General features: G+C 70.5%; 12 protein-coding genes. 7 read left to right on the top strand and 5 right to left on the bottom strand.

The genetic code is table 11. The features are described from left to right. Positions 1-63: 63 nt before the first annotated feature. Complete coding sequence (locus tag H516_RS0109850) at positions 64-636, bottom strand: TetR/AcrR family transcriptional regulator (RefSeq protein WP_022889552.1); 573 nt, start codon at positions 634-636, stop codon at positions 64-66. A 72-nt stretch (positions 637-708) separates the two neighbouring features. Here H516_RS0109850 and H516_RS0109845 point away from each other — a divergent pair, with 72 nt between their 5' ends. Then, entirely contained in the window at positions 709-1,293 is a 585-nt protein-coding gene (locus tag H516_RS0109845) for a dihydrofolate reductase family protein (protein WP_022889551.1), read from the top strand. A gap of 33 nt (positions 1,294-1,326) precedes the next feature. On the opposite strand, the gene H516_RS0109840 is transcribed toward H516_RS0109845, so the two are convergent. From H516_RS0109840 to H516_RS0109830, 3 genes are all read right to left on the bottom strand, one after another. Beyond that, positions 1,327-2,697 (bottom strand): alpha-hydroxy acid oxidase, encoded by a 1,371-nt coding sequence (locus H516_RS0109840; RefSeq protein WP_022889550.1) that lies wholly within the window; start codon positions 2,695-2,697, stop codon positions 1,327-1,329. Between the two features lie 56 nt (positions 2,698-2,753). Further along, a complete protein-coding gene (locus H516_RS0109835; RefSeq protein ID WP_211217087.1) occupies positions 2,754-3,470 on the bottom strand; it encodes a FadR/GntR family transcriptional regulator in 717 nt (238 codons plus the stop codon). Between the two features lie 398 nt (positions 3,471-3,868). After that, the gene (locus tag H516_RS0109830) at positions 3,869-4,942 is read right to left on the bottom strand and encodes an NYN domain-containing protein (RefSeq protein WP_022889548.1); all 1,074 of its coding nucleotides are present in this window, start codon (positions 4,940-4,942) and stop codon (positions 3,869-3,871) included. A 203-nt stretch (positions 4,943-5,145) separates the two neighbouring features. On the opposite strand from H516_RS0109830, the gene H516_RS0109825 reads away from it, so the two are divergent. After that, positions 5,146-6,117 (top strand): aldo/keto reductase, encoded by a 972-nt coding sequence (locus H516_RS0109825; RefSeq protein ID WP_022889547.1) that lies wholly within the window; start codon positions 5,146-5,148, stop codon positions 6,115-6,117. A 1-nt stretch (position 6,118) separates the two neighbouring features. Here the strand turns inward: H516_RS0109825 and H516_RS0109820 are convergent, their stop codons facing one another. Beyond that, entirely contained in the window at positions 6,119-7,051 is a 933-nt protein-coding gene (locus H516_RS0109820) for a 2-hydroxyacid dehydrogenase (RefSeq protein WP_022889546.1), read from the bottom strand. A 143-nt stretch (positions 7,052-7,194) separates the two neighbouring features. Between H516_RS0109820 and gdhA the strand changes: the two genes are divergently transcribed. The 5 genes from gdhA to H516_RS0109795 all read left to right on the top strand — a co-directional run bounded on the left by gdhA (position 7,195) and on the right by H516_RS0109795 (position 13,230). Beyond that, a complete protein-coding gene (gene gdhA, locus H516_RS0109815; RefSeq protein WP_051138787.1) occupies positions 7,195-8,556 on the top strand; it encodes an NADP-specific glutamate dehydrogenase in 1,362 nt (453 codons plus the stop codon). A gap of 100 nt (positions 8,557-8,656) precedes the next feature. Further along, positions 8,657-9,670: a LacI family DNA-binding transcriptional regulator gene (locus tag H516_RS0109810; protein ID WP_026378636.1), complete on the top strand. Its 1,014-nt coding sequence runs from the start codon at positions 8,657-8,659 to the stop codon at positions 9,668-9,670. Between the two features lie 209 nt (positions 9,671-9,879). Then, complete coding sequence (locus tag H516_RS0109805) at positions 9,880-11,211, top strand: ABC transporter substrate-binding protein (protein ID WP_022889543.1); 1,332 nt, start codon at positions 9,880-9,882, stop codon at positions 11,209-11,211. Positions 11,212-11,311: 100 nt separating this feature from the next. Beyond that, complete coding sequence (locus H516_RS0109800; RefSeq protein ID WP_022889542.1) at positions 11,312-12,265, top strand: carbohydrate ABC transporter permease; 954 nt, start codon at positions 11,312-11,314, stop codon at positions 12,263-12,265. Beyond that, positions 12,265-13,230, top strand: a complete 966-nt coding sequence (locus tag H516_RS0109795) for a carbohydrate ABC transporter permease (RefSeq protein ID WP_022889541.1) — start codon at positions 12,265-12,267, stop codon at positions 13,228-13,230. The genes H516_RS0109800 and H516_RS0109795 overlap by 1 nt, the downstream gene beginning before the upstream one ends. Positions 13,231-13,294: the final 64 nt, after the last annotated feature.

Genomic DNA, 13,294 nt, shown 5'->3' with positions numbered 1-13,294 from the left:
TCGGCCGAGGCCGCAGCACTCGGCGCTCGACGCTCGAGACGTGCCGCGTCGGCGAGTCGCGGGTCAGGAGCCGGGCAGGAGCCCTGCGACGAGATCGTCGATGACCTCGTCGGTCGTCGTGCCGGGATCGATCGGCGTCGTCAGCCGGTCGAGCATGAGGCCGTCGATCGCGTAGTGGAAGAGCGCGATCTCGCGCGCGTCGCCCGGGAGGCCCGCCGAGCGGTTGAACTCGACGTCGGCCGAGAAGGCGGCCCGCTGCCACTCGGCGAGCGTCGCCGCGACCTCGGGTCGTCGGGCGCCCTCGAGGCGGAGTTCGAAGAGTGCGAGCGTCACGTCGGGGTGCTCGCCGAGCCGCCGGACGATGTCGCGGACGTAGTCCGCGAAGAGCGCGCGGCTCGGCGGCCGAGCAGCGCGGCGCGCGAGGTCGGCCTCGGTCGGCATGAGCCGCTCGCCGATGCGGGTGACGAGTCCTGCGATGAGCGCGTCGCGGGTGCGGAAGTAGTTCGAGGTCGTGCCGGTCGGGACGGCGGCCTCGTCGTCGACCGCCCGGTGCGTGAGCCCCCGGGCGCCTTCGCGGGCGAGCACGGACAGCCCGGCGTCGGCGAGCATTCGGCGGCGGTCGTCGTTTCGGGCCATGGCTCCGAGTCTAGACACCATCACGACAGCTGTAGTAGTCTCGCAACCACGACATCAGTAGTGGATGGGAAGATGATGCGAGAACTCGTGTACTACGTGGCCGTCAGCCTCGACGGCTTCATCGCCGGCCCGAACGGCGAATACGACGCCTTCGCCGTCGAGGGCGACCACATGACCGCGATCAACGAGCGGTACTCCGACACTGTGGCGACGCACGTCGCAGAGGCCTTCGGGGTCGAGGCCGACGGGCACATGTTCGACACCGTGCTCATGGGGTGGAACACCTACGCCGTCGGCCTGCCGTTCGGCATCACGAGCCCCTACCGGCACCTCCGGCAGATCGTGTTCTCCCTCGAGCACGCGTCCGCGGCTGAGCCGGCCGACGGCGTCGAGGTGACCGATCGCGACCCCGTCGAGTATGTGCGCGAGCTCAAGGCGGAGGAGGGGAACTCCATCTGGCTCTGCGGCGGCGGGGCGCTCGCCTCGGTGCTCGCCGACGAGATCGACCGCCTCGTGATCAAGCGCTACCCCGTGATCTTCGGAGCGGGCGTCCCGCTGTTCGGGCTGCGGCCGTATGCACCGCGGGCGTTCGAGGCCCTCGAGGCGCGTGCGTTCGAGTCGGGGGTGACCATCGGCGAGTACGCCCGGTCTGTCTGAGCGGCGCCCGGCCCACGGCCGGCGGCCGGAGGCTCAGCTCTTGGCGGCCGTGCGGGGCTTCGCGGCCGGCTTCGCCGCTGCGGCCTTCGCCGCGGTCGGTTTCGTCGCACGCGGCGCCCGCACCGTCTTCGGCGCCGTCGACGAGGCCGACTCCGCGGCATCCTGCATCGGGCGCGCGATGGGCGTGAGGCGCGCCAGTTGCGTGACGTGCTGGGGGCCGAGCTCGTCGAGCGTCTGCACCTCGAGCAGCTTCATCGTGCGCACGACCTGCTTCGAGAGGATCTCGATCGTCTTGTCGACGCCCTCGCGGCCACCCGCCATGAGGCCGTAGAGGTAGGCCCGGCCGATGAGCGTGAAGCGCGCACCGAGCGCCACCGAGGCCACGATGTCGGCACCAGACATGATCCCGGTGTCGAGATGCACCTCGAGGTCGCCGCCGACCTCGCGCGCCACTTCGGGCAGCAAGTGGAACGGGATCGGCGCGCGGTCGAGCTGGCGGCCGCCGTGGTTCGAGAGCACGATGCCGTCGACGCCGCGGCTCGCGAGCTCCTTCGCGTCGGCGAGCGTCTGCACGCCCTTCACGACGATCTTGCCCGGCCACATCGCCCGGATCGTGTCGAGGTCGTTCCAGCCGATCGTCGGGTCGAACATGCCGTCGATGAGCTCGCCGACGGTGCCGCCGGTCGACTGCAGCGAGGCGAACTCGAGCTTCGGCGTCGTCAGGAAGTCGACCCACCATGCGGGGCGGGGGAGTGCGTTGATGACCGTGCCGGGCGTGAGCTGCGGCGGGATCGAGAAGCCGTTGCGGGTGTCGCGCAGGCGCGCGCCGGCGACCGGGGTGTCGACCGTGAAGAAGAGCGTGTCGAACCCGGCGGCCGCCGCGCGGTGCACGAGCTCGTACGAGCGATCGCGGTCGCGCATGACGTAGAGCTGGAACCAGTTGCGCCCGTTCGGGTTCGCCGCCCTGACGTCTTCGATCGAGGTCGTGCCCATGGTCGAGAGCGTGAACGGGATGCCCGCGGCGCCCGCCGCGCCGGCGCCCGCGACCTCGCCCTCGGTCTGCATCATGCGGGTGAAGCCGGTCGGGGCGATGCCGAACGGCAGCGCGGTGGGCCCGCCGAGCACCTCGCGGCTCGTGTCGACCTCGGGCACGTTGCGCAGGATCCCGGGGTGGAACTCGATGTCCTCGAAGGCCTGCCGGGCGCGCGCGAGCGACAGCTCGCCCTCGGCGGCGCCGTCGGTGTAGTCGAACGGCGCCTTCGGCGTGCGGCGCTTCGCGATCGCGCGGAGGTCGGCGATCGTCAGCGCGGCATCGAGCCGGCGCCGCTTCGCATCGAACGTCGGCTTCTTGAAGCGCATGAGCTCGGCGAGCTCTCTCGGGTTCGGGAACTGGCGCTGGACCATCGGGTGCTGCCTCTCGTGTCTCGTGCGTGTGGTATCGGTGGGGGTCTGCGTGGGTGTCAGTGGTGGATCGAGGTCTCGGCGTAGTACCCCGAGATGTGATCGTGCGTGCGAGCGCGTGCCGACGAGGCATCCGCCGCCCTGATCGCGGCGACGATGCCGCGATGCTCGCCGCGGAGCCGCTGCGAGGTCGCCTGCCAGTCGTCGAGGTGCGCGAGGCCCTCGAGGGCGTACCCCTCGATACCGCTGCGGAGCCCCGCCATGGTGGCGGTGATCACCTGGTTGCCGGAGGCCTCGGCCAGCGCGAGGTGGAACTCGGCGTCGAGCGCGAGGAACTCGGCGGGGGCGAGGGCGGGGGAGTCCATCGCGTCGAGCAGGCGATCGGCCGCGCTGAGATCGATCGGCTCGGATGCCTCGCGCCCGAGCCGTTCGGCGAGCTCGCCCGCGACCGTGCTCTCGAGGATGAGCCGGGTGCGCACGATGTCGGCGACCGGGAACCCGCTCGCCGCGACCTGAAGGCGCATGAGGGCGCTCATGGCGCCGCCGGGCGTTGCGATGATGACGGCGCCCGCGCTGGGGCCCGAGCCCGCCTGCGTGCGGATGAGGCCGAGCACCTCGAGCACCCGCAGCGCCTCGCGCACACTCGAGCGGCCGACGCCGAGCTCGGCCGAGAGGGCGCGTTCGCCGGGGAGGTGATCGCCGGGGCGGAGGGCGCCGTCGAGGAGCTGCGTCTCGATGTGCTCGAGCACGGTGCGCCAGGCGCGGGTCTCGCTCATGGCCGCCTCCGTGCTCATGTGTCAGCTCACCGGATGCCCGACCGCCCGGTGTGGTCAGGCCACAGGTTACCAGATGTGGTCAGACCACACAGTGCCGGTGTCTCGCCGCGTCATCCACCCGCCGTTCTCTCGCGCCCCCCGCCGCGCGCGCGCCCCGCGCCCCCCCCCTGCGCGCGCGCCCCATCCCGCCGCCACGATGTTTTGCGGGCGCACGACGGATCGCGGCCGACGGCGAAAGGACGTGGGGCGGCAAAACGTCGTCACGAGGGCGAAGCGCGGGCGGCGCGAGGCGCGCGGGCGGCACGAGGGCGAAGCGCGGGCGGCACGAGGCGCACGGGCGGCACGATACGCGCCTCGGGGCCCGCCACCGGAGGGAGCCGCGAGGTCAGGCGCGAGGCTCAGTCCTTCTTCGGGCGGATGCGCACTCGACCGCGCCCGGTCTCGTCGAGCTCGACGACACCGCCGCGCGACTTCAGGAACTCGGTGAACGAGGCGAACCCGAGGCGTCGCTCCTGGAACGACGGGTCCATGCGCAGCATCTGGTTCTTCACCGCGCTCGACGACTGCCACTCCTCGTCGTTCTTCGCGTGCAGCAGCTCGATCGCCTTCTGCAGCAGACGTCCGGGATTACGCGGGCTGCCGCTGCCCTCCTCGGGCACGGGATCGCCCGGCGCCACGAACTGCAGCACGCGCGGCGAAAGGCGCTCGACCGACGCGACCGGCTCGGCGGGCTCGTCGGCCTCCACGGGTTCGCTCTTCGCGCGCCGCGAACCACGGGCACGGCCGGATGCCTCGGGCGCGTCGTCGGCCGTGGCATCCACCGTCTTCGTCGATGCCCGGCGGCGCCGGTTGGGCGCGGGCTCCGGAGGTGCGGCCGCCACCGTCTCGTCGGCGTCGTCGGTCACCTCGGCGTCGGTCGCGAGCAGGGCGTCGTAGTCGGCGAACTCGTCGACCGCCGCCGTCAGGGCCCGACTCGTGCCGCCCGCGACGCCGATGCCGACGACGTAGCGGCCGAGCCGCTTCGCCTTCTGCGCGAGCGCGACGTAGTCGGAGTCGCCGGCGACGATCACGATATGAGTGAGGTCGTCGATGCGGAACATGTCCTCCACCGCGTCGACCGCGAGCCTGATGTCGGCGCCGTTCTTCGTCGACGACAGCGGGAACAGCTGCACGAGGTCGACGGCGCGGTCGATGAGCTGGCCGCGGTAGCTCGCGTTCACCGGCGTCGACCAGTCGGCGTAGGCGCGGGCGATCGCGATCGTGCCGAAGGTCGCGGCGAAGTCGAGAACGGCGTCGATGTCGACCGTCGCCTCCCGCAGCTTCTCGGCGGTCTTCGTGCCGGCGGTCGGCGCCTTGGAGCGGGAGGTGTCCTTGCGGTACGCGAAATCGCCGTGCAACTGGTCGTAGCGCGAGATGACGATGTTGTCGAAGTCGAAGTACAGGGCCACGCGGGGTTCTGCCGAGATGGGCATGGAGACCTTCCATCGAGGGTGTGCCTCCGATGCTACGCCGCCGAGCTGTGCGAACCCGGGAGACGGCACGCCGGGCACTCCGGGCGGGCCGGCGACACCCGGCGACAGCTGGGAATACCTGCATCCGCCCGTCGTTGTGGTCACTGCCGGAGGCACGCGCGTCGCCGGTGCCGACCCTGACGGCCGACCCGACTGGAGCACGCATGCCCGAGACCGCCACCCCCGCCGCACGCGCCCGCATCGGCGCATCCGACCTCGAGATCGCCCCGCTCTCGCTCGGAACGAACGTCTTCGGCTGGACGGCCGACCGCGACGCCACCTTCGCCGTGCTCGACGCGTTCACGGCCGGCGGCGGGAACTTCCTCGACACCGCCGACGGCTACTCCCACTGGGTGCCCGGCAACACCGGCGGCGACAGCGAGCGCCTGATCGGCGAGTGGATCGCCTCGCGGAGCGCGCGCAACGACGTGGTCATCGCGACGAAGGTGAGCAGCCACCCCGAGTACCCGGGCCTCTCGGCGGCCAACATCCGCGCCGCGGCGGATGCCTCGCTCCACCGCCTCGGCACCGACGTCATCGATCTCTACTACGCCCACTTCGACGACGCCGAGGTGCCGCTTGCGGAGACCGTCGGCGCGTTCTCGGAGCTGGTCGACGCCGGCAAGGTGCGCGCGATCGGCATCTCGAACTACTCGACCGAGCGCATCGACGAGTGGTTCAGCGTCACCGAGGAGCACGGCCTCCACCGCGCGGTCGCCCTGCAGCCGCACTACAACCTCGTCGAGCGAGAGTTCGAGACGAACGGGCTGCGCGAGCGCGCCGAGCGCGAGGGGCTCGCGGTCTTCCCGTACTTCTCGCTCGCGAAGGGCTTCCTCGCGCGCAAGTACCGTACCGAGAGCGACATCACCGCCGAGGGCGCGAGCGTGCGGGCGGGCGGGGTGGCGCCCTACCTCGGCGAGCGCGGGAGCCGGGTGCTCGCGGTGCTCGACGAGGTGGCGGGTGCCCACGGGGCTTCCGTGGCCTCGGTGTCGCTCGCGTGGCTCCGGCAGCAGCCGACGGTCGTCGCCCCCCTCGCGAGCGCCCGCAGCGTCGAGCAGCTCGAAGACCTGCTCGCCTCGATCCCGCTCGAGCTGACCGCGGCGGAGCTCGAGGCCCTCGCCGACGCCTCGTCCTGATTCAGCTGCGCAGCACGACGTTCGCGGGCTCGTCGCCCCGGAGCATCCGCTCGATCTGCTCGCGGAGGAGCCGCGCCATGCGCGGGATCATCGCCGTCGACGCCCCGCCGACGTGCGGGGAGACGAGCACGTTCGGCAGTGCGAAGAGCGGGTGGCCGTCGGGCAGCGGCTCGGGGTCGGTGACGTCGAGGGCGAAGCGCAGGCGCCCCGAGCTCGCCTCGGCGAGGACCGCCTCGGTGTCGGCGACCTTGCCGCGGGCGATGTTCACGACGAGGGCGCCGTCGGGCAGCGCCGCGAGGAAGTCGGCGTCGACGAGACCCGTCGTCGCGTCGTTGAGCGGCACGCCCACGATGACGATCTCGGCCTCGGGCAGCAGCGCCGGCAGTTCGTCGACCCCGTGGATGCGGCCGCGCTCGTCGTCGCGCGCGCGCCCGGCGACCCGCGTGATCTCGACCTCGAAGGGCTCGAGCCGCGCCTCGATCGCGCGGCCGACCCCGCCGTAGCCGACGACGATCACGCGCCGGTCGGCGAGGCTCTCGTACCGTGCGGGCGCCCAGCGGCCCTCTCCGGCGGCTCGCACGAAGTCGGGGATGCCGCGCTGGGCCGCGAGCACGAGGGCGAGGGTCAGTTCGGCCGTCGAGGGCTCGTGCACGCTCGCGGCGTTCGCGAACACGTGCCCCGGCGGCAGGGCGTCGGCGATGTCGTCGTAGCCGATCGACTGCGACTGCACGAGCCGGGTGGTGACGTCGGCGAGCGCCCCGAGCCGGTCGGCGGCGCCCATGTACGGCGGCACCACGATGTCGAGGTGCTCGGCCGGGGGCGGCGAGTCGAGGGCCCAGACGGCGACCTCGACCCCATCGGGAAGCGGCCCGAGGGCGAGCACTGCGTCGCGCAACGTGGCGCCGGGAACGGTGACGAGAAGCGGGGCCGGCATGCTCCGATCCTTGCAGATCGGTCCCTGCGCGGCGGAGGGTGACGATGTCGCACTCGACCGAGGCATCCGGTGCCGTGGGTATGGTGGAGAGCGCCGCGCGCGACTGCACCACGTGGCATCCGTTCGACCATGAAGGAGCGCGCGTGACCGCATCTCGCACTGCCATCGACGACGTCTACGCCCAGATCCTCGCCCGCAACCCGGGCGAGTTCGAGTTCCACCAGGCGGTGCGCGAGGTCTTCGGCTCGCTCGACCGGGTGCTCGAACGCAACCCGCACTATGTGCAGGCGTCGATCCTCGAGCGCATCTGCGAGCCCGAGCGGCAGATCATCTTCAGGGTGCCGTGGGTCGACGACGCCGGGCGCGTGCAGATCAACCGCGGCTTCCGCGTGCAGTTCAACTCGGCGCTCGGCCCGTACAAGGGCGGGCTGCGGTTCCACCCGAGCGTGCTGCTCGGCACCGTGAAGTTCCTCGGCTTCGAGCAGATCTTCAAGAACTCGCTCACCGGCATGCCGATCGGCGGCGGCAAGGGCGGCAGCGACTTCGACCCGAAGGGCAAGAGCGACGCCGAGGTCATGCGCTTCTGCCAGTCGTTCATGACCGAGGCGTACCGGCACCTCGGCGAGTACACCGATGTGCCTGCGGGCGACATCGGCGTCGGCGCGCGCGAGATCGGCTACCTCTTCGGCCAGTACAAGCGCATCACCAACCAGTACGAGTCGGGCGTGCTCACCGGCAAGGGCCTCACCTGGGGCGGCTCGCTCGTGCGCACCGAGGCGACCGGCTACGGCGCCGTGTACTTCACCCAGCACATGCTCGAGACCCGGGGCCGGTCGTTCGACGGCGCGCGGGTGCTCGTCTCGGGCTCGGGCAACGTCGCGGTCTACGCGATCGAGAAGGTGCACGAGCTCGGCGGCGTCGTGGTCGGTGCGTCCGACTCCTCGGGCGCCGTGTACGACCCCGACGGCATCGACGTGGCGCTCCTCCGCGAGGTGAAGGAGGTGCGTCGCGAGCGCATCGAGCGCTACGTCGACGAGCGCGGCGGCCGTGCCGAGTTCGTCGCCGGCGCCACCGTGTGGGACCTCGCCGGCCGCGGTCCCGTGCAGGTCGCGCTGCCGTGCGCGACGCAGAACGAGCTCGGCGAGACGCATGCGCGTGCGCTCGTCGCCGCCGGCGTCGTCGCGGTCGCCGAGGGTGCGAACATGCCGACCACGCCCGAGGCGATCTCGGTGCTCCGCGAGGCGGGAGTGCTGTTCGGCCCCGGCAAGGCTGCGAACGCAGGCGGCGTCGCGACGAGCGCGCTCGAGATGCAGCAGAACGCCTCGCGCGACTCGTGGAGCTTCGAGCACACCGAGCAGCGGCTCGCCGAGATCATGGCCTCGATCCACGAGCGCTGCGCGAGCACGGCCGAGGAGTACGGTGCGCCGGGCGACTATGTGGTCGGCGCGAACATCGCGGGCTTCGTGCGCGCGGCCGACGCGATGCTCGCGCTCGGGGTGATCTGAGCCGGCATCGCGTGCGGGCGCCTTGGCCCGCGCCTCCCCAGCCGAGGGGCTACAACGTTGTACAGTGTTGCGGGTCGAATGGATGGTGAAGGAGAGCCCGATGGCGGTCACGCTGCACGACGTCGCCCGACTCGCGGGGGTCTCGATCAAGACGGTCTCGAATGTCATCAACGACTACCCGCACATCCGCCCGGCGACCCGTGAGAAGGTCGAGCTCGCCATCACCGAGCTCGGCTACACGCCGAACCTGACGGCGCGGAGCCTCCGCTCGGGCCGCACGGGCGCCATCGCGCTCGCCGTACCCGATCTGGCTCTCGCCTACTTCGCCGAGCTCGCGGCGGCCGTCATCGCGGCGGCCGAGGCATCCGGGCTCGTGGTGCTCGTCGAGCAGACCGGTGCCGACCCCGAGCGCGAGCGCGAGCTGCTGCGAAGCCCCCGGCTGAAGATGACCGACGGGCTCATCTTCAGCCCGCTCGGTCTCGGCCAGGAGGACATCGCCGCACTCGAGGTGCCGTATCCGCTGGTGCTCCTCGGTGAGCGGATGTTCGACGGGCCGAGCGACCACGTCACGATGCAGAACGTCGAGGCGGCGCGCGCGGCGACCGAGCATCTCATCGCTGCGGGGCGTCGCCGCATCGCGGTGATCGGCTCGCACGAGGGCGAGGTGATCGGTTCGGCCGGGCTGCGCCTGCGCGGCTATCGGGAGGCGCTGGAGGCGCACGGCATCGCATACGACGAGTCGATCATCGGGCCGTCGATGGCCTGGCATCGCGAGAGCGGCGCCAGGGCGATGCGCGAGCTGCTCGCGCGCGGCGTCGGGTTCGACGCGGTGTTCGCCCTCAACGACACCCTCGCGCTCGGGGCGATGCGCGCCCTGCTCGAGGCGGGCCGGCGGGTGCCCGACGACGTCGCCGTGATCGGGTTCGACAACATCGACGAGGCGCAGTACACGGTGCCGTCGCTCTCGACGGTCGATCCGGGCCGCGCGTGGATCGCCGAGACCGCGGTCGCGACCCTGCTCGAGCGCATCGCGCATCCGCAGAGCGACGTTCCGCCGCGCCTGCTGCTCGCCGACTTCAGCGTCGTCGCACGCGAATCGACCCACGCAGCGTAGTTGCGCGAGTTGCAACCGCACGCCGCGGTCGCTCACCGGCCGTCCGCTCGTCCAGCCTGGGTTGACACCCCGGGCCTGCCGGTGCATCATGTCTCTACAACGTTTACGTACAACGTTGTAAAGCAAGCGGAACCGCCACCGTCGCCGACCGGCGCACTCGTGACGGAACAGACATCGGTGTCCACCACCGCGAGAGGAAGCACAGCACAATGAAGTCGAAGTTCCTGGCCGCGGGCGGCGCCGTCGCCGTCGTCGCCGCCGCGCTCACCGGCTGCTCGGCCGGCGGCGCCGAAGAGGCATCCTGCACCAACGAGATCGTGAACGCCGACGCGACCCAGGTCGACGTCTGGGCCTGGTACCCCGAGTTCGAAGCGGTCGTCGACCTCTTCAACGAGACCCACGAGGACGTCCAGGTCTGCTGGACCAACGCCGGCCAGGGCAACGACGAGTACACGAAGTTCTCGACGGCCCTCGAAGCGGGCTCCGGCGCTCCCGACGTCATCCAGCTCGAGTCCGAGGTGATCTCGAGCTTCTCGATCCGCGACGGTCTCGTCGACCTCGCCGACTACGGCGCGAGCGACGTACAGGGCGACTACACCGAGGGCGCGTGGAAGGACGTCTCGAGCGGCGACGCGGTCTACGCGATCCCCGTCGACGGCGGCCCGATGGGCATGCTCTACCGCCAGGACATCCTCGACGAGCACGGCATCGCCGCGCCCACCACGTGGGACGAGTTCGCCGCCGCCGCACAGGCGCTGAAGGACGCGGGCGCCCCCGGCGTGCTGGCCGACTTCCCGACCAACGGCCGGGCCTACAACCAGGCGCTGTTCGCCCAGGCCGGCTCGGTGCCGTTCGACTACGACAACGCGAACCCCACCAAGATCGGCATCGACGTGAACGATGAGGGTTCGAAGAAGGTCCTCGCATACTGGAACGACCTCGTCGAGAAGGGGCTCGTCGCCACCGACGACGCCTTCACGGCCGACTACAACACCAAGCTCGTCGACGGCTCGTACGCGATCTACGTGGCCGCTGCCTGGGGCCCCGGCTACCTCGGCGGACTCTCGGATGCCGACAGCGACGCCGAGTGGCGCGCCGCTCCGGTTCCTCAGTGGGATGCCGCGAACCCGGTTCAGATCAATTGGGGCGGCTCGGCGTTCTCGGTGACCAGCCAGGCGAAGGACAAGGAAGCCGCGGCCCTCGTCGCCAAGGAGATCTTCGGCACGGAGGAGGCCTGGAAGCTCGGCATCGAGCAGGCCGCGCTGTTCCCGCTGTGGAAGCCGATCCTCGATTCCGACTACTTCCGCGACCTCGAGTACCCGTTCTTCGGCGGGCAGCAGATCAACAAGGACGTCTTCCTCGAAGCGGCCGGCGGCTACACCGGCTTCACCTTCAGCCCCTTCCAGAACTACGCGTACGACCAGCTCACCGAGCAGCTCTTCGCGATGGTCGAGGGCGAGAAGGACTCGGCGACCGCACTCGACGACCTCCAGATCTCGCTCGAGAAGTACGCGACCGAGCAGGGCTTCACGCTGAAGTAACGGGCAGGGCGGATGCCTCGGGCCGGCCTCGAGGCATCCGCCCGGCTCTTCAGTGCAAACCACCCACCGACGACCGACCGCCTCGACGAGGAGCGCGAGCATGACCACCCACACCACCGCCGCGGCGCCACCCGTCGCGACGCGTCGACGCCGCGCACCGCGCGCAGGCGGCTCGACCCTCCTGCGCCGACGGCAGCGCTGGGGATGGCTCTTCGTGACACCGTTCCTCATCGTCTTCGCGACGTTCCTCGTCTTCCCGCTCGTCTACGCCTTCGGCATGAGCCTGTTCACCTCGACCCTCGCGACGGGCACCGACTTCACCGGAGTCGGCAACTACGTGAAGGCGTTCAGCGACCCGCTGTTCCTCGAGGGAATGCTGCGGGTGCTCGCTTTCGCGGTCGTCATGATCCCGGCGCAGCTCATCGTCGCGCTCGCGGCCGCCCTGGTGCTCGATACCCTCGCGACCCGGCTCTCGAAGCTCTCGCGACTGTTCATCTTCGTGCCCTACGCCATCCCCGGCGTGATCGGCGCGCTCATGTGGAGCTTCCTCTACAGCCCGCGCTTCGGCCCCGGGGCGACGATCTTCGGCGCCTTCGGGCTCGAGACCCCCGATTTCCTCGCCGCCGATTCGATCTTCGGCAGCCTCGTGAACATCGTCACCTGGCAGTGGGCCGGGTACTACATGGTCGTCATCTACGCGGCACTGCGATCGATCGACCCGTCGATCTACGAGGCCGCCCGAATCGACGGCGCGAACGGCTGGCAGACCGCGATGCGCATCAAAGTGCCGATGATCGGCTCCTCGATGGTCATGGTCATCATGTTCGCGCTCATCGGAACCCTGCAGTTCTTCACCGAACCGGTCGTGCTCCGCAACGTCGCCCAGGGCGCCATCGACGCGGCCTACACGCCGAACATGTACGCATATTCGCTGGCCTTCTCGTACAGCCAGTTCAACTACGCCTCGGCCATCGCGTTCTCGCTCGGCGCGCTCGTGTTCGCCGGTTCCTTCCTCTTCCTCTTCCTCACCCGCAAGCAGAGCGGACTGAAGTGATGTCGATCTTCACCCAACGCACGAACACCAGCGCAGGCGACCCGGCCTCGACCGATCCGCCGACCACTGCCACGGGCCTACCCTCGCACGTCGACCGCAGCGTGCGCGGCCACGGGCGCGGCCGCGGCACGCGACGCATCGGCGCGCACGTCTTCCTAATGATCCTCGCGATCTACTTCATCGTGCCGATCTGGTGGCTCGTCGTCGCCGCGACGAAAGACACGGCCGGCCTGTTCTCGAGCCCGGCGTTCTGGTTCGCCGACACCTTCGCGCTGTTCTCGAACATCGCCGAGCTGTTCACCCACCAGGGCGGGATCTACTGGCGATGGCTCGGCAACTCGTTCCTCTATGCCTTCGCCGGAGGCATCGGTGCGACGGTGCTCGCGGTCCTCGCCGGGTACGGCTTCGCGAAGTACGACTTCAGGGGGCGCGGCGCCGTCTTCACGATGGTGCTCGGCTCGGTGATGGTGCCGATGACGGCACTCGTCATCCCGACATTCATGCTGCTCAGCCAGTACGGCGTCATCAACACCCCGTGGGCCGTGATCCTGCCGAGCCTCTTGAGCCCGTTCGGCGTGTACCTGATGCGCGTCTACACGCAGGACGCGGTGCCCGACGAGATGCTCGAGGCCGCACGCATCGACGGTGCGGGCGAGATCCGCACCTTCTTCCAAGTGGCGCTGCCGTTGCTGCGGCCCGCGATCGTCACGGTGCTGCTGCTCTCGGTCGTGGGCACCTGGAACAACTTCTTCCTGCCGCTCGCCGTGCTCACCGACCCGCAGCTGCTGCCGGTCACGGTCGGCCTCAACCGCTGGACGGCGCTCTCGAACGCCGGCGCCGGCGGCGAACAGGTGTGGAACCTCATCACCTCGGGCGCCTTCATCTCGGTGCTGCCGCTCGTGCTCTCCTTCCTCTTCCTCCAGCGCTACTGGCAGGGCGGCCTCTCGGTCGGCTCGATCAAGTAGCGGCGCAGCCCCCAGACGAATCAGGGATGCCACGTGGCATCCGGTCACTCCCGGCCGACGGCCA

The sequence above is a fragment of the Agromyces italicus DSM 16388 genome, from assembly GCF_000421545.1.
Lineage (GTDB): Bacteria > Actinomycetota > Actinomycetes > Actinomycetales > Microbacteriaceae > Agromyces > Agromyces italicus.
Note: the sequence above shows the minus strand (reverse complement) of the source record. Positions and strands in the feature narration are given on the sequence as shown.

Bases quoted from the DNA above. Each gene is read 5' to 3' on its own strand.
- H516_RS0109850 (WP_022889552.1), bottom strand. From the start codon at position 636: ATGGCCCGAAACGACGACCGCCGCCGAATGCTCGCCGACGCCGGGCTG.
- H516_RS0109845 (WP_022889551.1), top strand. From the start codon at position 709: ATGATGCGAGAACTCGTGTACTACGTGGCCGTCAGCCTCGACGGCTTC.
- H516_RS0109840 (WP_022889550.1), bottom strand. From the start codon at position 2,697: ATGGTCCAGCGCCAGTTCCCGAACCCGAGAGAGCTCGCCGAGCTCATG.
- H516_RS0109835 (WP_211217087.1), bottom strand. From the start codon at position 3,470: ATGAGCGAGACCCGCGCCTGGCGCACCGTGCTCGAGCACATCGAGACG.
- H516_RS0109830 (WP_022889548.1), bottom strand. From the start codon at position 4,942: ATGCCCATCTCGGCAGAACCCCGCGTGGCCCTGTACTTCGACTTCGAC.
- H516_RS0109825 (WP_022889547.1), top strand. From the start codon at position 5,146: ATGCCCGAGACCGCCACCCCCGCCGCACGCGCCCGCATCGGCGCATCC.
- H516_RS0109820 (WP_022889546.1), bottom strand. From the start codon at position 7,051: ATGCCGGCCCCGCTTCTCGTCACCGTTCCCGGCGCCACGTTGCGCGAC.
- H516_RS0109810 (WP_026378636.1), top strand. From the start codon at position 8,657: ATGGCGGTCACGCTGCACGACGTCGCCCGACTCGCGGGGGTCTCGATC.
- H516_RS0109805 (WP_022889543.1), top strand. From the start codon at position 9,880: ATGAAGTCGAAGTTCCTGGCCGCGGGCGGCGCCGTCGCCGTCGTCGCC.
- H516_RS0109800 (WP_022889542.1), top strand. From the start codon at position 11,312: ATGACCACCCACACCACCGCCGCGGCGCCACCCGTCGCGACGCGTCGA.
- H516_RS0109795 (WP_022889541.1), top strand. From the start codon at position 12,265: ATGTCGATCTTCACCCAACGCACGAACACCAGCGCAGGCGACCCGGCC.